We start from the raw sequence: 25,517 nt of genomic DNA, 5'->3' as shown, positions 1-25,517 counted from the left end.
AAATAGGAGCTTGTTTAGGAGACAAAGACTTCTTTTCCTTCCTTCATCGCTTTCATTAAAAGATCTGAGATATCCGAACGCATAAACCATTCCGGGGGTCGTTCTCCTGCCATCAACATCTCTCGCGCTTTGGTTCCACTGATAAAAAGATGCGCTGCTTCTCCATGCTCGCATGTTTCCACATGACGACCACATTTATCGCAATAGGAAACACGATCAAAGAAAACAGGTTGAATTCCTAAATCTCCCATTTCGGAAAAAAGCTTCTGGGACGCATCGGCTGCATAAAACTCTCCGACACCTGTGTGGTCGCGTCCCATAATGAAATGACTGCATCCGAAATTTTTCCGGCAAAGCGCTGTAAAGACCGCTTCGCGTGGACCTGCATATCGCGAAAACGTAGAGAAGGCTGCTAAGAGCACCTGCGAAGGATAATGATGTTCCACCATATGTTCATAACTTTTGAGAATCACTTCAGATGTATAGTCATCCTTCTTTTTTGGGCCCACCACCGGATGCACAAAAAGCGCATCGCATCCATATTTTTCGAGCGCCGTGAGTTGAAGCGCTTCATGCGCGCGATGAATCACATTGCGTGTATGAAAACCGACGATACGACTCCATCCCTGATGTTCAAAAATAATGCGCGTCTGACGAGGCGTGAGTTCATAACGTTTCAGAGGACGCGGCAATCTGCTCACGAGCGTTATTTCTCCGCCCACAAACCATCCCTCATTTTTCAGAAGACGCTTCACTCCAGCATGCTCTTCAGTGTCAACTCCATACATCTCACGAGCGAGCTTTTTAAGATCATAAGGATAAACATCGGTTACCTGAAGAAGCGCATGAACTTGTTTTGTTTGCGACGACGCAAGAGCAACACATTTGTTTTCACGACAACGTGCAGCTTGTTCCTGTGATACTTGAAAGAGAATAGGAAGAGGCCAAGGTGTTCCTGTTGGCAAAGCATAGTCAGAAAGAACATGCTGCACCTCTTCACGCGTCATAAATCCACGAAGCGGAGAAAAGGTTCCAATGGCAATCTGCTCTGCATCCATCAAGGTGGTTTCATCCACAAAAAGAGTTGGAAAAGCAGAAAGTTCCTCTCGATCTCTCTTTTCCGACAACGCTTCTACTAATGTCCCACCGTGTGGTGCTGTGAGAAAAAAGGAATGATCTGCCAGAAGATCATCACAAGATTTTATCTTGGTGCATTCCTGAAAGTGCTGAATACACGAGGAGACAAGAGCCACACAATCGCGCGGATGTTTTCCCACTGCAGTCTCAGCCGCTAAAACAAGGCCATCGGCTCCATCAAGAAGTGTATTCATGACATCATTCATTTCAGCGCGTGTCGGTTTCCGACGATCAGTCATTGATTCGAGAAGATTTGTTGCAACGAACACTGGCACTTTTTTCTCATTCGCTTTTTGAATCAGAAGTTTTTGAAGAAAGGGAATTTTTTCAATGGCCACTTCACGCGAAAGATCGCCGCGATCAATCAGAATTGCATCAGTGACCTCAAGAATTTCGTCCACATTGCGAACACCCTGCCGACTTTCAATTTTTGAGATTAAAAATGCCGATGATCCTATACGTTCGCGAACATACTTCACCGCTTTGGCGCTTGAAGCAAATGAAAGTGCGTAACAATCAATGCCATATTTTTTTGCAAGCTCGATGGCTTTTTCATCTTTTTCTGAAAGCACCGGGAGAGCTACCGGATGATCGACCGTCACAGCCTTATTACTTCCGATCGTGCCGCCCGAAAGAACTTTGGCAATGAGTTTCCCCGGTTTTTTTTCAATCACGTGTAAAAAGACAGAATCAAAATCGATACTGACAAAACTCCCCTCTTCAATGAGATCGACCGCAAAGGTCGGTGAAAGTGAAAGCAGACGTTCATTGCCAAGCACTTCTTGAGAGGTCAGTTCAATGAGCGCATTTTCTTTCACCTGCACATTCTTTTCCATGTATCGATTGCGGATTTGCGCCCCTTCCGTATCAATACAAATCTGTTTTGAAGTCGCTTCTTTGATGGTGCAAATGATCTGCTCGAGAACATCGAGACCCACATGGGAAAGATTAATACGAAAAATGTCAACACCAAGCACATCTAACTTTTGAATGATCTCTTTTTTCAACGAGGCGGGACCAAGGGTACTTAAAATTTTCATATAATACTCCAACCGCCATCAATCACGAGATTGTGGCCGGTCATATAAGATGAAGCGTCGGAAGCGAGAAAAAGGGCTGCACCTGAAATATCTTCAGGCGTCCCCATGCGGCGGAGCGGTGTTCGCGCGATATATTTTTCTTTAAAACTTTTCGGTTGATCCGCTTCAATACCACCAGGAGAGATCGTATTCACCCGTACTCCAGAAGAACCGTACCAAGAGGCTAAATAGCGCGTGAACTGAACAATGCCTCCTTTGATCGCTGCATAGGCTGCTGGCATCGTCATCTGTGTTCCTTCGTAAATCGAAAAATCGGGGCCAACAATTCCATAAATAGAGGCAATATTAATGATCGAGCCACTGCCGTGGCTTTTCATTTCTTCGGCCACCTCGCGGGCACACCAGCAATAGCCATTCAAATGATCATTGATATTTTTCTGCCATGACGCAAAAGGAATTTTATCGAAGGGAAGATGCCAATCGCTCGTGCGTGGATAAGCGTTGTTGATCCAGACATCGATACGTCCCTGGCGCTTTACGATGTCGGTCATACAAGAGAGAAGAGAAGATTCAGATGAGATATCGAGAGCTACAGACTGTACACGATCTTTATACTGTAATTGAGAAACAAAATCATTTGCGCATTCAACATCCTTTTCAGCAATGACAACGTTTGCCCCGGCTTGAAGAAATGCCGAAACAAAACTTCTCCCAAGCGTCCCTGCTCCTCCCGTAACGACTACCACACGATCTGTAAGATCGAAAAGATTTTTCATAATGAAAAATATCCTCCCGTGACAAGAAATTCTGCGTAGTGAAAATCGATTTCGCGATCGATATCGAAACTCGAGATTTCTTCCATTTCATAAATCACTGAGCGATCTGAAATGGGAGACATGCTTTGGGGATCAATTAAAAAATCTCGATCATAAAAATAAATCGAAGCATTCATCGCATACACCACCGGCGCGTCCTGACGACGATGAATATTCGTGGCAAGTCGTTTCGAAAGAGAAGCAAATCCCCTCTCATCCACTTCCACCATATTGAAGTACGGGCTCTTATGCGCCCTGACCACACTAAAAAGGGCCTGCGGCCTTTTCTGGGTAAAGATATCTAAACAATTTTCCAAATCTTGCACCGTTCGAAAAGGAGATGTTACATCAAGATCCACGATAATATCGTACGTCGTTTGAAAAATTTCTTCGGAAGTTTTTGTGGCATGGCGAAGAACCGAAAACTTATCCGCAGTATCGGTTGCCATCTCTGCGGGACGCATAAAGGGAACAAGCGCACCGTAATCACGGGCAACAGAAGCAATCTTGTCAGAATCTGTGCTCACCACACTGTGCGAAGCTCTTCCCCATCTTTTTGCTTGTTCAATGGTGTGAGCTATCAAAGGTTTCCCGCAAAGAGGACGAATGTTTTTTCCAGGCACTCCTTTGGAACCACCGCGCGCAGCAATCGTCACTAGAATGTTCATAAAAGAGATTTCCCCTCTCGCATCGCAATGATTTTTCGATAGAGTGGTGCCGCATCTACAAGATTGTTCATCATCGTCGGATCATGCAGATGATCAAAAAAGTATCGAATCTGCTCTCGGAAAAGATCGTCAGAGTGAAAATGATATTGTTTTTCCCAGCTCTCTTCTTTTTCGGAAAGAAACGAAAGTTTCCCTGCAAGAAGATCGCCCTTATAGCATCCCTTTTCCGTATCAATGACCAAACGACGTTCACGGTGGTGACTCAAAAAATTCAGATGGAGATTGATCTGGGCACCTGTCTTTGATCGCATGAAGCAATCAACAAAATCCTCTGCATTTTCAGTTAGATGTGACAATCTTGAAAAGTTTCCCTTTATCTCTTCAAGAGGGCCTAAAAGATAATCCATAAGGTCAAACTCATGCGACACATCAAGGATCACTCCTCCCCCTTGCGAAGCATGAGCTGAATAATATTGCTTCGCCTCTCCTGCTCGCCAGCTTGGGAGATATGACGTACAGACTCCTCGTACGTGAAAAACTTTTTTCCCCTGAAGCTCTTCTCGAAGCGCTTTCACCACAGGGTGAAACCGAAGCACATACGCCACATACGTCGGGAGCTGGCGCTCTTTCAGCATGGATAAACAAGCATCGAGGTTTTCACACGACATATCGATCGGTTTTTCGAGAAAAACAGGAATCCCTGCTTCAAGACACGGCTGAACTGTCTTCAAGTGAAGATGGGTTGGGTTCGTAATGAAACAGGCGTCTGGTTTCAGTTTAAAAAGTTCTTCCCAGGAATAAATTTCAGGAAGTTGCAGATCATTCCCTTTTTGTGTCCCTGATCGAAAGGCGACGACGTCATAGCCCTCTTCCAACAGAAGACGTGCGTGCCGTTTTCCAATCGAGCCAAGTCCAATGATGACTATTTTTTTCTTCATACCTATTAAGTCAAAAATATCCCGTTCATGCTGAGCCTGTCGAAGCATCACCCTTCGACAAGCTCAGGGTGAGCGTTCTCAATATCCAAAAAATTGGTTTCTAGCGATTCAAAACTGACAAGTTCATCTTTCACAACAGCTTTTTTTAATGTTCGACCCACAATCTGTTCAATTTTTTCTGGAGAGAGACCTGTTCCTGGACGCTTTGCCAGAAAGTGAGTCTCATGAAGCACGGTCCCTTTCGGAAGATTTTTTGAAAAGACAAGACTGCGCCTGGCGACTTTTGCTGTCTCCACTTCCGAAATTTGCGGCTTTTTCACTCCATCTCCGAGCGCCTGTTCAATGTTGCGAATCGCTCGCACCATGGATATTAACTCATTTGGTTCCAGAGACGCTTTGTGGTCAGGACCTGGAAGTGTTCGATCAAGCGTAAAATGTTTTTCGATCACCGATGCACCAAGGGCTGCAGCTGCTATTGCCACTTCGATCCCCTCGGTATGATCCGAAAGTCCAACGGGACACTGAAACTCATCTCGGAGTGTTTTCATTGCACCCAGATTCACTTCTGGAAACGGGCATGGATAGTTGGTCGTGCAATGCAAAAGCGTAAATTGTTTTTTTGAAAAGATATCAACCGCTCTTCTTACCTCTTCAAGTGTTGTCATGCCTGTGGAGAGAATAATGGGCTTCCGTTTGCTCGCAATATGTTTGAGCAAAGGGATATTCGTACAATCACCAGAAGAAATTTTAAATTGCTCAACCAGAGGATCTAACTGATCTGCCGAAAGTTCATCAAAAGGTGTGACTAAAAACGTGATCTTCTTTTTATCACAATATTTTTTCAACGTTTGGAAGTTTTTCAACGAGAGTTCCAGTTTGCGCAGCATATCGTATTGTAAAGTCATTCCCGCGAAAGCGGGAATCTCATGATCAGCATGAGATCCCTGCTTTCGCAGGGATGACGCCGCAAGATTTCTCTTTTGATAAGCAGCTTGTTCTGCGTATGTTGTCACCAGCGCTTCAGCACGAAACATCTGAAACTTGACGGCATCAGCCTTAGCCGCAGATGCAGCATCGATGAGCTGATATGCAAGACCGATATCTCCATTATGGTTCACGCCTGCTTCCGCAATAATGTAAATTTTTTCTGGCATTATTTTCTGACGCGACAAGGATTTCCAAATGCTTTGCAATTCGCTGGAATATCGTCAACTACCACACTGCCAGCGCCAATAAAAGTTCTCTCACCAATCGTGCGTGATTCAATCACACAACTTCCCGTTCCAATATGAGTGTAATTGTGAACTGTAACATTGCCGCTTAAAACCGCTCCCGGTGCGATGTGACAATAAGCGCCGATCTTTCCGTCGTGATCTACTTGCGCTCCCGTATTGATGATGCTGTGTGCACCAATTGAAGTTCCCGGTTGAAGAATCGCGCCGGCAGCGATGAAGGTTCCTTCACCGATCGTTGTCTGATGAGAAATGATTGTCTTTGGATGAATAAGCACAGGAAACCAAAATCCAATCTCACGGGCTCGTCTCACCGCCATTTCTCGCGCCTGTATATTTTCCATGGCTGCAAACGCCACAAACGTATGACGCACGCCTTGTGCAAAATATTTTTGCAGATCTTGATCAGATCCGAGCACACGCACACCTGGAAAGACTTCAGATCCGAGTGTAATCGCTGCATCGAGCACACCGACGAGCTCATAGCGTTTCTGTTCGAGAATCGTATCGATAACGACTCGTGCATGTCCACCACCACCAAGAAGAATAATTTTTTCCATCATGAAACCTGATGTTTTAATGTCCAGATCCCATTTTCATTTTTCCAAAGATGGGGAGACCTGGCTTCATCACACAGCGCAAAAAAACGCTCCTTGGGAATCTCGAGATAGGCAAGAACGTCATCCAAATATTTGTCAGGAAATTCGCCGTCGAAACGTTGGACCAATACCACACCCTCTTCACGTGTCAGATGTTTATTTCTGATTTCTTGCGAAGCATCATACGTAGCGCGTCCCAAACCGAATTTCAAAAACGTCGTGTAGTAATGAAGATCATCAATTTTATCATCGATACTATTATACTTACTGTACGTCCCTTGTGTTCTAAACGGACGAGCTTTAAATGCGGAATTTTCAACTGCATAATAATAACTCTCTTGAGGAGTCCACTTCAGATAGTATCCTAAATAGTGAACCTCGATATGAGAATGATCAAGTTCTTCCGAGGGTGCGGGAAGAAATGTCATAATATCGTTCAACGTGAGTTTATATTTTTCTTGTAACTGGGAAATAGAAACGCCCCCCAAATACATTTCATTGATATGCTTCATGGAATAGTAGGATTTATCCCGCAAAGAACTTGCGTTATCAGCAATGGGGTTTCCATACTCAGCTTCATTTTCACCATAAAAAATAAGCGGAATTTTATATTTGGCTGCAATTTTCGGAGCTAAGTTCTTTTGCCCAAGAATAAAAGTTTGGAACGGGTGAAAAAGATTTTCAATACTCAGTTTGGTCAACAACCTCATCGCCCTTCCATTTTGCTTAAAGGTAATATTATCGAAGCCGCCAATTTCAATCCAATTTTTGAAATTTTGATACCCGTAATCGGTATAAAGAATCGGTGGCCATGTCACTGTCAAAGGATGCATGCCATACTTGTACTTGAGAACATGCGAAGCGTAGACGCTGTCTTTACCACCACTTCCCGGAACAATGCAGTCATATCCTCCATCGGTACGACGATGTTGATCCAGAAGCTTTAAAAGTTTTTCCTCGCGCGTTTTCCAGTCAATCTGTTCCTTTTGTTCTGCATAATGACATGCATCGCATATACCGTTGTTATCGATCTGCAACGTCTTTCGAGTTTCTGCTTTCCAATCTTTCGTATGCTTGAACTCAGGGACAGACGCTGGACGCTGATTGGACATGACACAGCGCTTACAATAAACAACATTCGCTGGCAGACCATGAAGTGTTTTCATTTCTTCCATAATACTCTCCTTATCTTTCATTGAAACGTTGGCGAATTGTCATCGCAAAGTTGTGATACATTTTGAGACCAACCTCACCACTTCGTTCTGGGTGATATTGACAAGCAAAGATATTTTTATGGCGCAGAGTGGAGCAATAGGTGTGTTGTCCATAAGATGAAGTGGAAAGAGTATATCGAGCATCATCGGGGACTGAGTAAAACGAATGCACAAAGTAAAAGAAAGCTCCATCCGAAATCCCATCCAAAAGTGTTCCCTTCCACGTATCTTTTTCTGAAGATATTTTCTGAACTCGGTTCCATTGAACTTCTGGAACTTTTAATTTCGTACCATCCGGCTCAACAGGATGCTCAAAACGAACAACATGACCTGGAATAATGTCGAGTCCTCGATGCTGACCAAATTCGTGGCTCTGTGTCATGAGCAATTGCATTCCAAGACAGATACCAAAAAAAGGTGTCTCTGATGCAGCAATCTCTTTCAATAAAGAGCCGAGATCAAGACGATGAAGCTCTTTCATCGCATCACCAAAAGCGCCGACCCCAGGAAGAATCACCGCCTGAGCCTTTTGTATTTCTTGTCTCGATGCCGTAACGGTCACAGATAATCCTACTTTTTCACACGCATTTTTGACGCTGAAAAGATTACCCATACCATAGTCGATAATGACGGTTGTGGGAGTATTAGAAATGGGAATTCTCCTGAAATCGGCAATGGACTCCACACTCTTCAAGGTGACGTTTTATTTCAGAAAGCGTGGTTTCTTCTACTAATGTAAAAGGCGTACTCGCATTTAAGTATTTCGTATTTCCCTCAACTGAATAATTTTCTTTATGACTCTGAGCATGTTTGATGAAATTATAATGAAGCATCGAGGCAAGACACACCGCATCGGCAAAACCTTCTTTGATCACAGAACGAATATGATGAAAATTTCCCGCTCCACCACAAGCAATGACCGGAATGGAAACACTTTGCGCAATTGTTTTTGTCAGCTCAAGATCATAACCCCGCCCTGTTCCTTCGCCATCAATTGAGGTAAGCATAATTTCACCTGCGCCTAATGTTTCAACTTCTTTTGCCCACTCTATAGCATTGATACCCGTTTCTTCACGGCCACAATCTGTATACGCCTCATAGGAACCATCGTGTTTTTTTATGGCTTCAATCGAAACAAGAATAGTGGATGATCCAAACATTTGAGATGCTTTTTGTATCAACTTTGGTTCTCGAAGCACGGCGGTATTCAAAGCGACTTTATCTGCACCAGCTCGCAATACTTCGCGAATATCTTCAAGAGACCTCAATCCACCGCCAACCGTTAAGGGAATAAAAATTTCTTGTGAGGTTTTGCGGATCATTTCGAGCAAACTGTTTCGTCCATACAGACTTGCAACCACATCTTGATACACAAGCTCATCTGCCCCTTGTTCATAATAATAACGAGCAAAATGTTCCGGTTTCCCCAGGACACGAAGCCCCTCGAGGTGAATACCTTTCACTAAATTAGGTCCCTTTATTTCAAGTTTCGGAATGATACGAACAATTGGCATTTGGTTGAAAATTTCCTGAATAAAAAGGTTTCTTGAGCATGTCTTCAGAAAGAGAAACAGTTCTCAAAATATTCACCATATTTTTTGCAACCTCACCCTTCTCTCCATAAGGGTTTTGAATTTTCACAAGTTTCTTTTGAAAATCCGGAGAGAGAGCTTTCTTGATCGCTTCACAAATAGATTCTCGTTCATCCACTGCTTGCACAATCGAATCAGACATCAAACGCCCTTTTTGTCGATCTCCAATATTGACTGAAGCCTTCTTCAACGCTGGAGCTTCGATAATTCCACTCGAAGAGTTTCCAATGACGACGTCAGCATGCTGCATAAGACTTAAATAGAGAAGAGTTCCCAGCGATGTAAAAACGAAGGCGCGTTCTTTTTCTTTTTCAACATAAGCATCCAACATCTCATAAATAATTTTGTTGTCGGGATCAGCATTCGGACGTGTAAAAATAAGACTCGCTTCTGGAAATTGATCTAACGATGTTAAGAGAGTTTTTATTTTTTGGAGAGAGCGTTCATGTTCGAGAGTGACGGGGTGATACGTTACTAAAAAAATTGGAGACTTGAGTTGACATTGCAATCGTTCTTGAAGTTCTCCTCGAGAAAGAAAAGTGAGGCGTTCTAAACTATCAAGCATGGGGGCGCCAAAACAAAAAACACGATCAGGACTTTCTCCCATCTGAATAATTTTCTGTCGATACGGTTCAGCCGCTGCAAAATGAAAGAACGACATTTTTGTAATGGCATGACGAAAAACATCATCAAAAGCACCAAGCGTAGATTCTCCCCCATGAATATGGGCAATCGGAATTTTGAGGAGAGTCGCTGCAATTGCGGCTGCGAGAATCTCAAAACGATCTCCCAAAAGCACCACAATGTCTGGCGAAAGACGTAAAAGAGCGTGCGTAAGAGCGGGGATAGCAACACCGATAGTCTCAGCAGTTTCAGGAATCGTATCACCTTCACTCGGAAGTGGAACTTTTTCATCGATAAAAAAACCGTCTTCTTCAATAAAATGATACGTCTCACCAAAACGCTTTGCAAAATGCGTCCCCGTGGCAAGAATCTGAAGTGTACAGTTCGAATCTTTTTTGATTTCTTCCATGGTCCAACGAAGAAGTCCATATTCAGCACGCGATCCTGTGATAACACAAATTTTTCTCATTGAAATTTCCGAAGCGTTTCTCGATAGCTTTCAAGTTCACCCACGTCCATCCAAGCTTTCTCAGAAACAGGATAGACACCAATTTTTTCACCTTCAGCGCGAAGTTTTTCAATGAGATGGGTCATGTGAAATTCCTGATCCCGCGGAATAAGACGAATGAGTTCTGGCTCCACAATATAAAGGCCAGTGAGCACCAAATGATCAAACTCTGGTTTTTCCGTAATAGTTTTGAGCTCGCCACCATTTTCAATTTCCACCACACCATAAGGAATTGGAAAATGTTTCATGGAACAGACCAAGGTAATCTTATTTTTCTGCTCTGCATGAAATCGGACCATATCAGCGTAGTTTGCATCAATGAGAATATCGGCATTGCAGACAATAAAAGGCGTTGAAAGTTTTCCTTGAAGAAGAGAGATAGAACCTGCTGTTCCACAAGGTTTTTCTTCTTGTATATATTCAATGATATGACTATGCACACAATCCTGAAAATAGGCTTTGATCATGTTGGCTTTATAGTTGAGGGAAATATAGAAGTGTTTTGCTCCAAAGCGGGCGAATCTCTCCATAATCACTTCAATCACGGGCTTATCTCCAATCGGGACCAAAGGTTTGGGAAGGATTTTCGTGAAGGGATCGAGCCGCGCTCCCTTTCCCCCTGCCATAATGACGACAGGCAGCTCCATTTTTTCTGTGATTGAAGCTTTCTGATCTAAAATTTCATTCCAAAAAATGACGCGCTTGAGTGAACGAGCAAGATCAATAACCGGAATGCAATCAATGCGATGGTCAAGCAGCTTCTTTTTCATCTCTGCTAAATCTTCTGTTTCCTGTGCTGCAATAGGGTTTGGGTTCATGACCTTCTGAACACTTTCAAGCAGCGATTTTTCTTCGAGCACCCACCGTCTTACATCTCCATCAGTCACAATGCCCATGAGCTGTCGCTCGTCACTAACAACAAAGAGCACTTTATATCCATTGTCGTTAAGTTTTTTCCACGCTGTCTTGATGGAAACATCGGGTGTAGTCAAAAGCGATTCAAGCATTTCCATAAAGCCCTCGTATGGTGGTTGCCACATGATGAATATCATCATCGGTGAGAGAGACACTACAAGGAAGATTCAAGACACGATCTCCATACCAAAGAGCTCGCGTCGGTTCGTAGGCAAAAGAGTGGTGATATGGTTTCTGAAGATGATTTGGTCTCCACAGAGGTCGGACTTCAATCCCTTGAACACGTAAACTTTTTACAAGATGATCGCGGAGCTGCGCTCTTTCTGGGTCATCAACAATGAGCGCATAGTGCCAGTAATTACTTTTTGCATACGCAGGTTCTTCAATGAGACTGAGTCCCTTGATATCTTGAAGAAGCTCTTGATATTTATAAAAATTCTCTCGTTTGATTCGCACAAAGCTTTCAAGTTGTTCCATCTGAGCAACACCCAAAGCGGCTTGAATATTGGTCAGGCGATAATTAAATCCAACCATATCGTGATCATAATAAAGGGGATCACTTTTGGCTTGGGTGCTTAAATGTCGCGCTTTTTCTGCAAGAGTTTTGTCATGTGTCAGCAGCATCCCACCGCCACCAGTCGTAATAATTTTATTTCCGTTGAAGGAAAGACACGCAACATCTCCCACCGTACCCGCCATATATTTTTTACCCTGAAGGGAGGAATAAAAAGATCCCAGCGATTCTGTCGCATCTTCGATAATTTTCAGCTGATAAAGATCAGCGAGTTTTCGTATCGGCTCAATATCCACCGGATGACCGAAAACATGCACCACGACAATCGCTTTCAAACATCGTCCTGTTTTTTTATTGATCACGCCTGTCGCCCCTTGCGGGGCTTTCGTATAACATTCTTTTAAACAGTCCTCTAATTTTTGAGGATCAATATTTAATTTCTCATCGCAATCCAGAAACACCGGCTCTGCGCCCACATAACGAACCGCATTTGCCGGAGCAATAAACGTAATTGTGGGAACAATGACTTCATCGTTTTGCTGAACATTACACAAGATCATCGCTAAATGCAGAGCAGCCGTTCCATTGACGCACGCAACTGCAGAAGAAATACCCAGAAAAGAGGCAATCGCTTCTTCAAAACGATTTACATAACTCCCCACTGAAGAAACCCATTCGGTTTCAATACACTCCGTCACATATTTGAGTTCATTGCCACGTAAAGAGGGAACTGAAAGTGGTATCTTTTTTTGATGGTTGATCATGTGCAGTCAATCTAACACAATATTGAAAAGTCTCTCGGAGACGTGTTGAGCCTCCTGCGGACTTTTCAAAGATTATATAAATGTGGTTTATAACGATGAATATTTTCTCGAAACCAGGCGATAGTTTCATCGAGTCCTTGTTCAAACGTATATTGCGGCTTCCAGGTCGTCAGTTGTTTTAACTTTTGATTGCTTCCGTAAAGACGCATCACTTCGCTTTTTTCCGGACGCAGTCGAGCATCGTCGCAGATAATCTTTGCTTCGACATTCATCCGTTCGAAAATCATTTTCGCAATATCACCAATGGAGCGTTCCTCTTGCATGGCAATGTTGATTTCCTCTCCAATAGTTTTCTCAGTACTGGCAATGGAAATAAAACCATTACAGGTATCTTTGACAAACGTATAATCTCGCGTGGGCAGCAATGAGCCAAGATTGATCGTGTCTGAGTTCGTCATTAATTGCGTCACAATCGTGGGAATAACAGCGCGTGCCGATTGCCGCGGACCAAAGGTATTAAAAGGACGAACAATCGTAACAGGAAGTTGAAAGGACCGATAAAAAGATTCTGCAAGTCGATCAGCCCCAATCTTCGTCGCACTATACGGAGACTGACCTTGAAAAGGATGAGTCTCTTCAATAGGGACATGCTTCGCTGTTCCGTACACTTCTGATGTCGACGTGATCAAGACACGCTCGACACTCATATCGACGCAAGCTTGTAAAATATTGAGTGTTCCTTTTACATTCGTATCTACATACGCATCAGGGGAATGATACGAAAAAGGGATCGCAACAAGCGCCGCAAGATGAAAGACCATATCCATATCTTTTACTGCTTTTCTTACTCCATGGGGATCACGAATATCTCCACACACAATTTCAATATTTTGAAGCAGAGATGCGGGAAACGTATCAAGCCATCCCCAAGAATTAAAAGAATTATAAAAAACAAAGGCACGGACTTCATAGCCTTCATTGACAAGCGTTTCCACCAGATGGCTTCCGATAAAACCATCGGCTCCTGTCACCAGAACTTTTTTGGAACGCATCGTCATGTTTTATTTGACAATACCATAAACGGCAGCGCCTGCGAGAACGCTTGTCGTCACCGTCGTATACCATTTCACGACATTGTCCGTGGTCCATGCTCGCGATGGGACAACAATCGTGTCTCCGGGACTTAAACGATGCATTCCAAAATCATCCCTTTTGATTCGCTTGCCTTGCGCTGTCAAAATATACATGCGTTTTAAATTTGCATTCACTTGAGGGCCCGCAAGATAGACAAATTCACGGACTGAATAGTGTGGATTAAAAGGATAACCGCCCGGAAGCGCCACGCTCCCAAGGACAAACACATTATCATTAAATGACGGATAAAAAAGATTATCCGCCGGGAGCGCACTAATGTCATAATCAAACTTCGCTTCTTTCGTTAAAAGATGGGGAATCACGACAATATCACCGTGTTGAAGGAGAAATTCTTTCAATTCTGGTTCTATATTTTTTATCTCGAAGAGCTGCTTTTCAGTATCCACATAACGAATCACAGTCACGTCTCCTGACTTTGAAACACCAGCTGTAAATCCTCCTGCAAGTTGGAGCAAATCCCAAATGGATTGATCACGCGAAGACAACTCAAAGGTCCCCGTTTGTTTCACCGGACCTTGCAAAATGACATGGTGCTCTCCATACGGAACAAAAATAACGTCATTATCGAGTAAAAAAGGATTTTGGCTTAAATCTCCAAATGTCTGAAAACGAAACAAATCATAGCGAGCAACTCCATCTTTTCTCCGAAGTTCAATATTTCGCTTTGATCCACGCGTTTGAAGTCCTCCTGCCATGGTCACCGCTTCATCTAACCTGGTCGACGGAGGAAAACGATAGGTCCCAGGATTTTGAATTTGTCCAAGAACATGAACTTGATAGCCTCCCATTCCTGCTGTTGTCGGAATACGTCGGAGATTTGAAAAATCATACTCCGCATTGTCATCGTTTGTTTGACTCCGATTAAATGACGATACTCCACCGGATTGAATGTTTCGATTCATCTGTCGACGAGTACCGAACGCCTGTCCTTGTCCCCCCACCGAAAAACCGGCATCTTGAGCAAAGGCCGCAAACGAGGGTAAAAAAGTCACACATCCTACCATTAAAAAGCACAACAATTTTTTCATGAAATGATCTCCTCTTTTTATGCTTTTATTCTTTTCATGGTAATTCTTGCAACCATTGTTCCTTCTGATTGCAGTTCTTCATCGCCTGCTCAAGCTCGCACATCAAATCAATGACCAGAACATCGCCTTTTGCATACGGGGATGAAGTCACGTTCAAAATAATTCCTTCTTTCTCCTTTTTTCGTGGCAGAGATCGGGAAAGCTTCCCCTTAATCCGAGCTTCGTAAAAAAAATTCTCGACCAATGTCGCCATTTCCCCATTTCCGTAGAGGTAAAATTTTTTGATCCTCTTTTGTTGCAAATCTTGAAAGAGATCGACGAGAAAAAGATGGATCGCATGATAATTTTGTACTGTTTTGAGCACATAACGATACGATTTCATCGCTTTGCGCGCAAAACCTTCGGAGGTCAATAAATATTCGAGCGAACGTCGATTCAGGCGAGACGTTTTTACATATCCTGTCGTCACAAGGCGCCGAATAACCGCATTGATAAGACCCACAGAAAAACCGCTCCGACGAGCAATTTCTCGTTGAGAAATATTCTGCGGTTTCTCCGACAGATGTTCTAAAATTTTGAGTTCAGCGCTCGTATTGAATGAAGATGATTTTCGTGGCATAGAATAACGATACTCAAGACAGGCTACCGCCCTTTCGCTGCAGAAAAAGAGCGATCACAGGAGATATTTTCCCCATGACGGTGAAAAGAAGAAATGTTCACGGAGTGAACGTTGAGTACTTTACTTCGGTGTCAAGAGTCAAGAACATCATGAAGCTAATTCAATATCAGCGCAGGAAAGCTCAGCTCGAATCGATTTTTGATAGGCATGAAGAAGAACACGCACCCTTCCCTCCGGCGACACCGGTTTTTCCAAGACTCCGACGAGATCTGCCAATGGTCCTTGGAGAACACGAATTTTTTCCCCTTTTTGATATCTTACCTGCTCCAATAAAATTTCATTCTTATCGATCCTCTCGCGAATAACATCCACGATTGCCGTATCTACCGGAAGAGGAGTCCGCCCCACACCCAAAACTTTTCGGACACCGCGTGTGAAACGAAGGTTGTGATACATATCACCATCGCGAAGATCAGCATAAATAAAAAGATAGGAGGGAAAAAGAGGAGTCAATCGTTCTGTCGGTCGACGACGACCACGAAAAAGTCGTTTCACTCGTGGCAAAAAAACTTCAATATCTGCAAGAAGACAATGTTGACGAACGCGTTCTTCATTTGCCGGCTTCGTTTGAAGAATGTACCAAGATTGACTCATGCAATCCCTTCGCGAGCAAGTTGTTCCAGCATCATCCGCTCAAGAGAAGTATCCAGGACTCTTCCCGTTCTTCTCACGTAATCGTTTAAACCTTTCCATGTTCCAATATCGCTCCATGAAAAATTGGCTTCTATCATGGCGAGATGAGAACTTTTTTCAATGACGCCATAATCAAGAGAAAGAGATTCAACTTTTTTAAAGTACGTCTCTAAAAAATGTTGATTCAGTTCAAAGACTGAAAGCAAAGCATAAAGTTCTGGAAGAAATGCGCGAATTTCTTGAAGCATCAGATTCGCCGGGAAAAGAAACATCCCTGAATTCCAAAAATATTCTTTTTCGTGAAGATACTGTTCGGCTGTTTTTTGATCAGGTTTTTCGTGAAAAGCGCACACTGTATTTACCTCTGGTTCCAGAAAATGCCCACGCTGAATATAACCATATTCGGGAGATGCCCAGGTGGGAGCAATGCCAATCGTGACAATACGTTGATATTCTTTTGCCACAAGAGCAGCTTTCCGTATGGTTTTCTGAAATACCTCGGGATCATCAATCATATGATCTGAAGGAAAAATGGCGATCACTGCATGTGGATCACGATCCTGAATCAAACGTGTCACATACGCAATCGCAGGGGCTGTATTCTTTTTTTCATATTCACTTACGATATGGAATGAAGAAAGTTCAGGAAGTTGTTCTTTTACAAGAGAAGTATAACGAACATTAGTCATGACATAACAACGTTCAGGCGGAACAACACACTTCACTCGCTCAAACGTCTGCTGAAGAAAACTCTCTTTCCCAAAAAAAGAGAGAAATTGTTTCGGTCGGTCACGAGTTGAAAGAGGATGAAATCTCGTCCCTTCCCCCCCTGCAAGAATGACCGCGTGGAGCGCTCCATCAGGTTCCATCGGTATCCGATCTCCATTCATGTTGTGAACGATCGCTCGTAACATGCAGTGTCAATGGTATCAATAGAAAATTTCCCCGCGAAAAAACTCTTGTTTTTTCCTCTCTTCGCCTCTAAACGAGCTCACAATATTATCGACAAACCGTCCAAAATGATCCAACTACGAGGCAGTTTGAGGAAGCCAAGCGAGACGTACTTTGATGTACGTCGCAGCTTGTGTTGACGAAAACAACGAAGGAGCTGGGCATTTTCGACGGTTTGTTTCGGGCGGCTAGCTCAATTGGTAGAGCAGCAGACTCTTAATCTGCGGGTTCCGAGTTCGATTCTCGGGCCGCTCACAAAAAGGAGACCTATATGTTTTATGACCAATTAAAGACACCGATTGGAAATATCACAATTGTGGCAACAGAGAGCGGTCTTAAAGAAATCTTATGGCCCAGCGATCTGAAAAAAAGTGAGGTTGTCACAAAACTTCAGCATGCAAAAAAATCTGCACGTCATCCTCTCCTTGGAGAAGCAAAACGTCAGCTTACAGAATATTTTTCACACAAGCGAAATACATTTGACCTTCCTCTTTCACCAGAGGGGACCGTCTTTCAAAAGAAAGCTTGGAAACAATTACAAAAAATCCCTTATGGAGAAACGATCTCATACGGCGAACAAGCGAAACGCTTGGGTGATTCAAAAAAAGCTCGCGCCGTTGGCATGGCCAATGGACGAAATCCTCTCTCGATCATCGTCCCCTGCCATCGCGTCATTGGAAAAGATGGAAGCCTTACTGGATTTGGCGGTGGATTGAAGATTAAAAAATTCCTTCTTGATTTGGAAAAAAGCGAGCGCCCTTAGCTCAGCGGATCAGAGTACTTGACTTCGGATCAAGTGGTCGCAGGTTCGAATCCTGCAGGGCGCGCACATGTCTTTTTCATCAGTATTCCGATATTTCTTGTTCTTGCTTTCCTTTCTTACCGCATGCGAATCACTCACCTGCGATGGTATGCCCAATATGCAATATGAACTTCCGACATTAAAAGCGTACGATTCAGCGCAAGTTGGCAGTGGACAAGGAATCCAAGTCATCGAGAATTCAGTCTATCTCTATGGTCATGCTGCTACAGGAACAGTTCAAGAATTCGATATGGAATTGCAACCGACAGGATGGGTTGGACAATTGACGGTTCAAGAGAGAAATCTCATTCCTCATCCCACAGGACTTGCTTATCGCAAAGATTTTCCAACGTTTATCGGCACAGGAGGTTGGTTGTATCTCATTGATTGGAATCTTTTTTATGAAGATCGCATCCTGGATCGCGCACTCCTCAAAGAAATTTCCTCCAACCATCGTGGAACAAGACCTGAATATGTTTTCTATCATGGAATATGGTACGTGGCTTCCGCAGAATATGATCCCACTGATCGCAAGAATGAACTTCTCCTTATGGACCCCACACTCCTCTCAACCGCAAATAACATTGAAGATTCAGGAGTCATTATTCATCGTTTTGAGATTCCTCAGCTTGTGCAGGACATTCACTGGAACGATGAAAATCAAAAAATGATTTTGGTCCAAAATATTAATTTGTGGGAAGGTTGGCGTCTGAGTTCAATCGATGTCGATAAGGCGGTCCCTTTGAATAACGCTGAAAACGCAATTGAACAAACTCGTTGTCTCCTCTTTTATTCTGAACTTGAAGGATACACCAAACTCAGCAATGGAAAGGAAGTTTTTCTCACCGGCGATTGGGGACATCATCTTTTTAGCACAGAATGATTTTTATTTTCCACGATAGGCAGGACAACTGCGCCACAGCTCTAACTTCCCCTCATCCTGCACCACACGAGCTTCGTTGATCTGAAAAACCGTTTCTTTTTGTGGAGGAGCCGATGCCACCGTTTCGACAGGAAAAGGTTGGCCATAGAGGGAAAGCTTCCCTTCTCTCCAACTTCCGAGAGGTTTCCGATGCACTCCTTGGTTGATCACAAATCGAATATCGGTGTTTTCATCAAAGTGTTTTGCCACCATCGGCGCATAGAGCGAAAGACGAATTTTCAGTTCTCTCAAAAAAACTTGAATCTGCCGCATTAAAATATTTTCCAGCTTTTTTTGATCCAAAAGAAGTGAAGGATCAAGCACGGTGGCTTCGATCTCAATAAGTTTCTCTTGGAGAAGATGCGGTGCATACGCAATATGGGTTGAAGAAAAATAAAGACTTAAAATATCAACTTGCTGAAGAAGCGCTGCAGCTTGTGTTGGAGGAGCTTGAAGTTTCATATCAGCTTGACGAAGCTCGGCTGACGCAGCCGTAAACAAAAAAACAAAAAGAAAAAAGGAAAAAACTCTCAAGAGATGCAGCATAAGATCCTCAATTCAAAAATTCCCGAATCTCGGTAAGAGCACTTCGTGCTGCTTTATCACTCGGATTGATTTTCAAGAGGCGTTCAAAAGCTTTTTTTGCTTCTTGAAGAAGTCCCATCTCCAACAGAGATTCCGCTAAACGATGAGCGCGTTTCTGAAACTCCTCTCCTCCTTCTCCTCGGAAACGAGTTTTCAAAATGCGAAGAATTTTACGTTCCATATCCAGTTCATGTTCTGACATGCTGAAGAGATGGAACCTTCTGAGAAAAAGGTCAAGCCCCCTTTTGAGACCATGGATATAGACTATTGACCGTAGATCTTATTGGGGTAAGGGTTTGAGAGTCACAATAACAGGATTAAACTCATTCACCGAGAGGGTTAAATTCAGATCCGTTGCTTGGTATCCCGCCTTCTCCAGACGAAGACGATAATTTCCAAGTGGCAATTCATGAAGTATGACCGGCGTTATCTTTTCGATCGGTTTATCATTCACAATCACTTTTGCTCCCGCAGGTTCAGAATAAATATAAATGACTGAGCGAAAGGGTGAAATTTTTTGAAAAAGAGCATTGGCTTCTTTCTTTACCTCTTCTGTTTCTGCTTTGAGTAAAACTTCGACGAGAAGCGGAAGAGCGTCTTTGGTTTGACCTTGCACCGCATAGGCATTCACCATGCCGAGCAACGCTGGATATTTCTGATCTTCATATTCTTTGGCTTTTTGAAAATAGCCAAGCGCTCGTGTTGCATCTCCAACGCCAAGATAGGCTTTCCCTAAAAGATAATTCGAAAGCGCTTCTTCTGATGGAGTCGGTTGCGTTTTCAACGTTTCAGCTAACTCATTAATCGCTTCTTGATAAAGATTTTGTCGAAGCGCTGCGCGGGCATTATTCACATGAGCCCCTGCAAGAGAAGTTTTGAGCTCTACTTCTGTTGCATAAGGAGTATTGATATCGACTTTTAAAATTTCGGTATGTTCAAAAAAACCTTCCTTACGAAGCGAAAGGCGATGTTCACCAAGCGGGAAAATACCTTGAAATGGAGTTTTGCCGACTTTTTTCCCATCAATAAAAACATCAGCATTGAGCGGCAGGGATCGAATATCAACAGGAAAGACCGAAAGGTCTTCATCTCGAACCGTGACAAAAAAGGTTGGACTCTCTTTTGAAAGAATAAAATCTCGCCGAAGAATAATATCCTGCACAAACGTTTGCGATGTCTCGCTCAGCTTTCGCGCGCGTCGAAGTTCAACGCGATAAGAGCCATAAGGAATATACATCGGTTTCTGCAAAACAATGTCATCGAATTTCAATGAACGTTGACGAAATTGATCGTGATCAAAACTTCCTTCTAAATAGAGCTCTACATCTCGCGGAAGTTGATCAATGCGAATGATACCGATCGGTCCGCGAAAAAGAAGAGGAACCATCGATTTTTCAGGATCGACCGTAAACTCAACTTGTTGTGTGTACGTTTCTTTTATTTCAGGCATTTCAAAAACAGCTTGCACCGCATAGGTACGGTTTGGCTCAAGCGACATATTGACGCGAAGAGGTGTGACCCCGAGCTCTTTTTCCAAAAAGTGAATTTTTGCAGGAAGAGGACTGGAAACAAAATCGAGAAAAAGAGGAATTTTTGCGGCTTCCGCCGTTTGCGGAACTGATACCGAAGGCGGCATTGCCGGAGCTGAAGCAGAAGGCATCTCTTGTCCTGGAGTCGGAGTCATCCCCGGCGGTTCTGGGAATGACGGAGTCGCAGGCTCTGTCGGTAATACTGGCGGAGATGGTGGTGCTGTTGCCTCAGGAGGAGTCAATGAGGCAATCTCTTCCGATGCCAGGGGCTCTTCCATCGCAGGGGTTTGCAGCCCTTCCTTTATTTTGGATGAGGACTTAAAGAGTGATTTTGAAAGAAAAGTTGCAAGGAGCACAATCACCACAGCTCCCCCACCCCACATCAGGATTTTTTTCATGCGCGAAGACGGTCTTACTTCTACACTTTCTTCGTCAATGTCATTCTTTTTTTCTTTTTTCATCTGAGAAATCGCGCTTGCCGTTGGGGCTTCTGGAGGCGCATTGCCCATCAAGGTTTTATCGGCTGAAGCGAGTTCAGGAGGGAGCGTCATCTCTTCGTGAAGAGGAGTTTCCTGAGCAATAAGACGTAAAATATAAATACCTGTTTTTACCAGATCCTTGTGACCAATGATCACGGGATCTGTGAGAAGGACTCCATTGACAGAAGTCCCATTTTTACTTCCCAAATCTTTGACGATCCATCCCCCTTTTGCTTTGGTGATCTCCGCATGCTGCCGGGAAACACTCTGATCATCCAAACGAACACTCACCCCAATAGCTCTGCCAATAATATTCGGGTCATCTCGGAGTGGAAATCGCGACCCGACACGAGGACCATCCACCACCACAACATACGGAGGAAGATAGATTTTTGGTCGTGAAGGAGTCTCTTCAGAACCACCATCTCTTCGAATAACGGTTCGATCTTCTGGATTCACCGAAAGGGGAGTCCCTTTTTGAGGCTTTTCTTCTTGAGCCATGAAAAAAGGAAATAGCATAGATAAGAATGAAGGTCCAGGGAAGAGCAAGTGAACTCTTGATTTTCATTGAAGAAATAGAGATAGTTTTTTCTATGCCTTTTTCTTTCATCGTCACCCTCCTTCTTTCCCTCTTCTTTCTCTTCTCTGCTCCGGGACAAACGTTTGCCAATGCACGTTGTATTGATTGGCCTCGGGTCATGACAGAGCAAGAACTCCAATCTCTCCCCTCTGGGCCCAGCATTCTGGTTCAGGAATTTAAGAATCAAACCGAACGTCCGGAAGATGCCTGGCTTTCATTAGGGATTCGCAATTTTCTTGCTGATCTTCTCCGCACCGGCGGAAAAATAAGAGTTTTCAGTGGAATCACCGCCCGTCTCTCATCAACCCTGCAACCTGACTTTATCATTGATGGCTCTTTCCAAGTTCAACAAGGGGTCTTACGCTTGTACATTTCGGTAAAAGAGAAAAGAGGGAAGCTTGCGAGTCAACATGCGTTGACATTTCCCTATCCCAAACATCGAGATTTTTTTCCCCACATTGCTGACAGCGCAAAAAAATTATTCGTTTTTTTCAATACTCCTTATGACGCTCTTCAATTTGATCGTATTCGTGACGCCACAATCTCCACCGAATGTTATGAAAACTATACTCAAGGAAGAGAAACATTAGAAACATATGCTCCTGAGAAAATTGAACAAGCGCTCGTATGGTTTCAGGAAGCGAAGCGTGCAGACTATCAGTCTCCTCTCGGGTATCAGGGAGTTGTGGATACTCATATTTTTTGGGGGCTTTACAAAAAACAGAATCAAGACAATTTCGCCCTTCATGTTCAAAAAGCAGAAGAAGAACTGGCACGCATGGTAAATCTTGCCAAGCGAACTCCTTCACCGCGATCGCTTCCCAAAAAACCGAAAGCTCTTGCGAAAAGTGATCTCCATCTTCCTCTTGAAAATCGTTTTTTACAGGGCCATGCTGCCTTTGTGGAAGGAATACAGGCAAAAAAAGAGGGGAATACAAAAAAAGCTGAAGCAGCCTTTGAACAGGCAACTCTTTTTATTCCCGAAGATGCTCTTTCCTGGTATGAACTCTCCCTGATGGCAAATGCGCGTGAAAAGCGCGCTCTATCCAAACAAGCCATGAGAAAAGCAACTCAGTTAGATTCATGCCTTGAACCACAAGGATCAGAAAAATGAAACATAACGACAATATGAACTGCTGTCATCCCCGCGAAAGCGGGGATCCCATGAGATTCCCGCTAACAACATGCGGGAATGACAGGAAGATATTACTCTTGTTACGTGTTTTTATGATTGGACTCTTCTTGCTTTCGCTCTCATGTGGGAAAAAAAACACACTTCCTTCCACTCGGGCGGGATATCATAATAACCAAGGTATCGTGGCGCTTGCAGAAAATGATTTAGACCGAGCTGAATTCGAATTCAAAACGGCAATCGAACTCTCCTCTCAATATGTGGAAGCGTATAACAATCTCGGCGTGGTGTTTAAACAACGCGGCGCTTATACCGACGCTGAAAAACAGTTTCAACATGCGATCGCCCTCGATTCAAAGTATGCAGCAGCCTACAGCCACTTAGGCGCTGTCTACTTAGCGCAAGGGAAAACAGATAAAGCCATTGAGATCATTCAAAAAGGAATCAAGAAAGATGGCACCCGTCCAGACTCTCACTACAACTTAGGACTCGCCTACATTCAAAAAACAAAAGAGAGTAAAGATAAAAGTTACATTCCGTTTGCGGAAAGTTCTCTCAAAAAAGCAACCGAACTCGATCCGAATCTTCCGTATGTCCATATTCAGTTAGCTGATCTCTATCGAGAACTCGGAGATTATGAGCATGCGATTATTCGATATCGCCTTGCGATTAGCGATGATCCGCAAGCTCTTGATCCATGGTTAAAGCTCGGCAATCTCCATCTGGCAAAAAATGAACCGTACAAAGCGCAAAATGCTTTTCAAAAAGCCATTGAAATTGATCCTAATTCGATTGAAGCTCACATGCAACTCGGTCTTTTTTATCTTCACGAAAAAGAATATCCAAAAGCGCGCACTGAATTTTTAAGTGTGACAACCCTCAACAATTTCCATGAAGCAGGATGGTTTCAACTTGGCATGGTAGAGTTCAAACTTGCGGAAGAAGCGCAAGCGCGTGGCGATGAAGAAGGAGAAAAAAAATCGTACGAAAAAGCAGAACAGGCCTTTACCAAAACGAAAGAAATGAATCCCAATTTTGTCGATGCTTATTTCAATCTGGGGCTCACGTATCTCTATCAAGACGAGCAGAGCAAGGCAGAAGATGTTTGGGAAACAGCGATCACCATTGATCCTCGACATGCCCGGACGTTGTATAATTTAGCAACACTCTATCAACAGGAAGGAAAGTCTTCGCAAGCGGGAAAAACCTTTTGTCGCTTTTTGAATGTCGCCGATGTCCGTTTTAATACCGAACGAGAGGTGGCTCGACGTTATATCGCGAGCGAAAATATCGCATGCCACGACTAATCATCAGCGAACGAGGCAAAGAAGGAGAACGAGTCCACGAGTGTCTCGAACCTCGGATCACGATTGGCCGCAATGATGACAATATCATTCGTTTGCTCTCCCCTGGTATCTCACGCCATCACATCGAAGTTGTTGCTCAGGGTGATCGTTTTTTACTCGTTGATCTTGGAAGCGGAAACGGAACGCTTTTGAATGGAAGAAAAATTGCCTCCAAAGAAAAACATCTTCTGCGGCACTCCGATATGATTACGATTGATACCTATGATCTTCGATTTACGACAACAGCACATGCTGAGGCAGCGCTTGTTGAAGAGGAGGTCACTGAAAGTGATGTGTTGGAAGTAAAACTTCTGAAGACCGTGCTTGCAGCTCTTGATCGAGAAACCGTTCCGAGTCTTGAAGTGCTCAATGGTTCAGAAGAAGGAAAACGCATTCATCTCACCGATGATATTCAAGAGTTGATTATCGGACGCGATCCAGAGTGTTCTTTCCCGATTCATGAACATGTCGTGTCACGACAACATGCGAAAGTCGCGAAGCGATGGGGTGGTATTATTGTTCGTGATCTTGACAGCAAAAATGGAACTTTTCTCAATAATCGACGTATCGTAGAAGAATATCTTCACGATGGAGATCGCATCGCTTTTGGAACGATTGTTCTGATGTTTCGTAATCCCCAAGAAATCAATCTCGCTCAGCTTGAAGCTGAGCCTTTAAAGCGCATGCCTCTTCAAGTGCGACCCGAGGAAATTCCCCTTGTGGAGACAACCGCGAATCCTCTCGAAGAAGAAGCAGAAGAGAAATTAGAAGTGGAGGAAGAACCGTCAGATGCGGTGAGTGATTGGGAAAAAGTAGAGCGCAATGTTGGACCGCAGGAATATCCAGAACCTCGCCCTCTTCCGAAAACCTTTGGATCCATGACTCCAACAGAGATCGGCATGATCGGCCTTGGCAGCCTCGTCCTTGTTTTTGCTGTGATTACCTTGATCAATTTATTGATGTCTTAAACGTCATAACGCTCCCCCAAAGGGGGAGGCTTGGCGGCTGTGAGCCACCCCAAGGGTGGCCAAATTAAAACTTCCCGTCCTCGTGTTCATTCCGAGGGAGGCTTGGCGGCTGTGAGCCACCCCAAGGGTGGCCAAATTAAAACTTCCCGTCCTCGTGTTCATTCCGAG

Annotated in this window: 25 protein-coding genes and 2 tRNA genes; 7 read left to right on the top strand and 20 right to left on the bottom strand. The window is 43.7% G+C overall.

All coding sequences use genetic code 11. The features are described 5' to 3' along the window. Window positions 1-14: 14 nt before the first annotated feature. The 17 genes from A3C46_05780 to A3C46_05700 form a co-directional block, all read right to left on the bottom strand. A complete protein-coding gene (locus A3C46_05780) occupies window positions 15-2,177 on the bottom strand; it encodes a hypothetical protein (GenBank protein OGQ23303.1) in 2,163 nt (720 codons plus the stop codon). Next, window positions 2,174-2,953 (bottom strand): hypothetical protein, encoded by a 780-nt coding sequence (locus A3C46_05775; GenBank protein OGQ23302.1) that lies wholly within the window; start codon window positions 2,951-2,953, stop codon window positions 2,174-2,176. Before A3C46_05775 ends, A3C46_05780 begins: the two co-directional genes overlap by 4 nt. After that, window positions 2,950-3,660, bottom strand: coding sequence for a hypothetical protein (locus A3C46_05770; protein ID OGQ23301.1), 711 nt, complete (start codon window positions 3,658-3,660; stop codon window positions 2,950-2,952). The genes A3C46_05775 and A3C46_05770 overlap by 4 nt, the downstream gene beginning before the upstream one ends. Continuing rightward, the gene (locus A3C46_05765; GenBank protein ID OGQ23300.1) at window positions 3,657-4,646 is read right to left on the bottom strand and encodes a hypothetical protein; all 990 of its coding nucleotides are present in this window, start codon (window positions 4,644-4,646) and stop codon (window positions 3,657-3,659) included. Before A3C46_05765 ends, A3C46_05770 begins: the two co-directional genes overlap by 4 nt. Further along, window positions 4,646-5,752: an N-acetylneuraminate synthase gene (locus A3C46_05760; GenBank protein ID OGQ23299.1), complete on the bottom strand. Its 1,107-nt coding sequence runs from the start codon at window positions 5,750-5,752 to the stop codon at window positions 4,646-4,648. The genes A3C46_05765 and A3C46_05760 overlap by 1 nt, the downstream gene beginning before the upstream one ends. Then, a complete protein-coding gene (locus tag A3C46_05755) occupies window positions 5,752-6,390 on the bottom strand; it encodes a hypothetical protein (protein OGQ23416.1) in 639 nt (212 codons plus the stop codon). The genes A3C46_05760 and A3C46_05755 overlap by 1 nt, the downstream gene beginning before the upstream one ends. Next, window positions 6,390-7,625: an LPS biosynthesis protein gene (locus A3C46_05750; protein OGQ23298.1), complete on the bottom strand. Its 1,236-nt coding sequence runs from the start codon at window positions 7,623-7,625 to the stop codon at window positions 6,390-6,392. Before A3C46_05750 ends, A3C46_05755 begins: the two co-directional genes overlap by 1 nt. Then, complete coding sequence (locus tag A3C46_05745; GenBank protein ID OGQ23415.1) at window positions 7,615-8,256, bottom strand: imidazole glycerol phosphate synthase, glutamine amidotransferase subunit; 642 nt, start codon at window positions 8,254-8,256, stop codon at window positions 7,615-7,617. Before A3C46_05745 ends, A3C46_05750 begins: the two co-directional genes overlap by 11 nt. 31 nt (window positions 8,257-8,287) lie before the next feature. Further along, on the bottom strand, window positions 8,288-9,157 hold the full coding sequence (locus A3C46_05740) for an imidazole glycerol phosphate synthase subunit HisF (GenBank protein OGQ23297.1): 870 nt from the start codon (window positions 9,155-9,157) through the stop codon (window positions 8,288-8,290). Then, a complete protein-coding gene (locus A3C46_05735) occupies window positions 9,126-10,328 on the bottom strand; it encodes a UDP-N-acetyl-D-glucosamine 2-epimerase, UDP-hydrolysing (protein OGQ23296.1) in 1,203 nt (400 codons plus the stop codon). Before A3C46_05735 ends, A3C46_05740 begins: the two co-directional genes overlap by 32 nt. Further along, complete coding sequence (locus A3C46_05730; GenBank protein ID OGQ23295.1) at window positions 10,325-11,380, bottom strand: hypothetical protein; 1,056 nt, start codon at window positions 11,378-11,380, stop codon at window positions 10,325-10,327. The genes A3C46_05735 and A3C46_05730 overlap by 4 nt, the downstream gene beginning before the upstream one ends. Further along, window positions 11,367-12,560 (bottom strand): hypothetical protein, encoded by a 1,194-nt coding sequence (locus A3C46_05725; protein ID OGQ23294.1) that lies wholly within the window; start codon window positions 12,558-12,560, stop codon window positions 11,367-11,369. The genes A3C46_05730 and A3C46_05725 overlap by 14 nt, the downstream gene beginning before the upstream one ends. 65 nt (window positions 12,561-12,625) lie before the next feature. Next, the gene (locus tag A3C46_05720; GenBank protein ID OGQ23293.1) at window positions 12,626-13,612 is read right to left on the bottom strand and encodes an NAD-dependent dehydratase; all 987 of its coding nucleotides are present in this window, start codon (window positions 13,610-13,612) and stop codon (window positions 12,626-12,628) included. Between the two features lie 9 nt (window positions 13,613-13,621). Continuing rightward, entirely contained in the window at window positions 13,622-14,743 is a 1,122-nt protein-coding gene (locus tag A3C46_05715; GenBank protein OGQ23292.1) for a hypothetical protein, read from the bottom strand. Window positions 14,744-14,777: 34 nt separating this feature from the next. Further along, window positions 14,778-15,362 (bottom strand): hypothetical protein, encoded by a 585-nt coding sequence (locus A3C46_05710; GenBank protein OGQ23291.1) that lies wholly within the window; start codon window positions 15,360-15,362, stop codon window positions 14,778-14,780. A 147-nt stretch (window positions 15,363-15,509) separates the two neighbouring features. Beyond that, window positions 15,510-16,016, bottom strand: coding sequence for a hypothetical protein (locus A3C46_05705; protein OGQ23290.1), 507 nt, complete (start codon window positions 16,014-16,016; stop codon window positions 15,510-15,512). Further along, the gene (locus A3C46_05700; protein ID OGQ23289.1) at window positions 16,013-16,969 is read right to left on the bottom strand and encodes a hypothetical protein; all 957 of its coding nucleotides are present in this window, start codon (window positions 16,967-16,969) and stop codon (window positions 16,013-16,015) included. Before A3C46_05700 ends, A3C46_05705 begins: the two co-directional genes overlap by 4 nt. Window positions 16,970-17,188: 219 nt before the next feature. On the opposite strand from A3C46_05700, the gene A3C46_05695 reads away from it, so the two are divergent. From A3C46_05695 to A3C46_05680, 4 genes are all read left to right on the top strand, one after another. Continuing rightward, window positions 17,189-17,264 (top strand) — tRNA-Lys (locus A3C46_05695). A 13-nt stretch (window positions 17,265-17,277) separates the two neighbouring features. Further along, entirely contained in the window at window positions 17,278-17,769 is a 492-nt protein-coding gene (locus A3C46_05690; GenBank protein OGQ23288.1) for a hypothetical protein, read from the top strand. Beyond that, window positions 17,760-17,833 (top strand) — tRNA-Arg (locus tag A3C46_05685). The genes A3C46_05690 and A3C46_05685 overlap by 10 nt, the downstream gene beginning before the upstream one ends. Before the next feature lie 93 nt (window positions 17,834-17,926). Beyond that, the gene (locus tag A3C46_05680) at window positions 17,927-18,691 is read left to right on the top strand and encodes a hypothetical protein (GenBank protein OGQ23287.1); all 765 of its coding nucleotides are present in this window, start codon (window positions 17,927-17,929) and stop codon (window positions 18,689-18,691) included. A 3-nt stretch (window positions 18,692-18,694) separates the two neighbouring features. Here the strand turns inward: A3C46_05680 and A3C46_05675 are convergent, their stop codons facing one another. The 3 genes from A3C46_05675 to A3C46_05665 all read right to left on the bottom strand — a co-directional run bounded on the left by A3C46_05675 (window position 18,695) and on the right by A3C46_05665 (window position 21,842). Next, window positions 18,695-19,276: a hypothetical protein gene (locus A3C46_05675; GenBank protein ID OGQ23286.1), complete on the bottom strand. Its 582-nt coding sequence runs from the start codon at window positions 19,274-19,276 to the stop codon at window positions 18,695-18,697. A 7-nt stretch (window positions 19,277-19,283) separates the two neighbouring features. After that, a complete protein-coding gene (locus tag A3C46_05670; protein ID OGQ23285.1) occupies window positions 19,284-19,517 on the bottom strand; it encodes a hypothetical protein in 234 nt (77 codons plus the stop codon). Window positions 19,518-19,595: 78 nt separating this feature from the next. Continuing rightward, window positions 19,596-21,842 carry a hypothetical protein gene (locus A3C46_05665; protein OGQ23284.1) on the bottom strand — a complete coding sequence of 749 codons (2,247 nt, stop codon included), beginning with the start codon at window positions 21,840-21,842 and terminating at the stop codon, window positions 19,596-19,598. A gap of 8 nt (window positions 21,843-21,850) precedes the next feature. Here A3C46_05665 and A3C46_05660 point away from each other — a divergent pair, with 8 nt between their 5' ends. From A3C46_05660 to A3C46_05650, 3 genes are all read left to right on the top strand, one after another. Further along, on the top strand, window positions 21,851-23,017 hold the full coding sequence (locus A3C46_05660) for a hypothetical protein (protein OGQ23283.1): 1,167 nt from the start codon (window positions 21,851-21,853) through the stop codon (window positions 23,015-23,017). Between the two features lie 113 nt (window positions 23,018-23,130). Next, on the top strand, window positions 23,131-24,342 hold the full coding sequence (locus A3C46_05655) for a hypothetical protein (protein ID OGQ23282.1): 1,212 nt from the start codon (window positions 23,131-23,133) through the stop codon (window positions 24,340-24,342). Next, window positions 24,330-25,349 (top strand): hypothetical protein, encoded by a 1,020-nt coding sequence (locus A3C46_05650; GenBank protein OGQ23281.1) that lies wholly within the window; start codon window positions 24,330-24,332, stop codon window positions 25,347-25,349. Before A3C46_05655 ends, A3C46_05650 begins: the two co-directional genes overlap by 13 nt. The last annotated feature ends 168 nt before the right edge of the window (window positions 25,350-25,517 follow it).

The organism is Deltaproteobacteria bacterium RIFCSPHIGHO2_02_FULL_44_16 (assembly GCA_001798185.1).
In the GTDB taxonomy this organism is placed as follows: domain Bacteria; phylum UBA10199; class UBA10199; order 2-02-FULL-44-16; family 2-02-FULL-44-16; genus 2-02-FULL-44-16.
The sequence above is the reverse complement of the archived record's forward strand: the minus strand, read 5'-3'. Positions and strand labels throughout refer to the sequence as shown.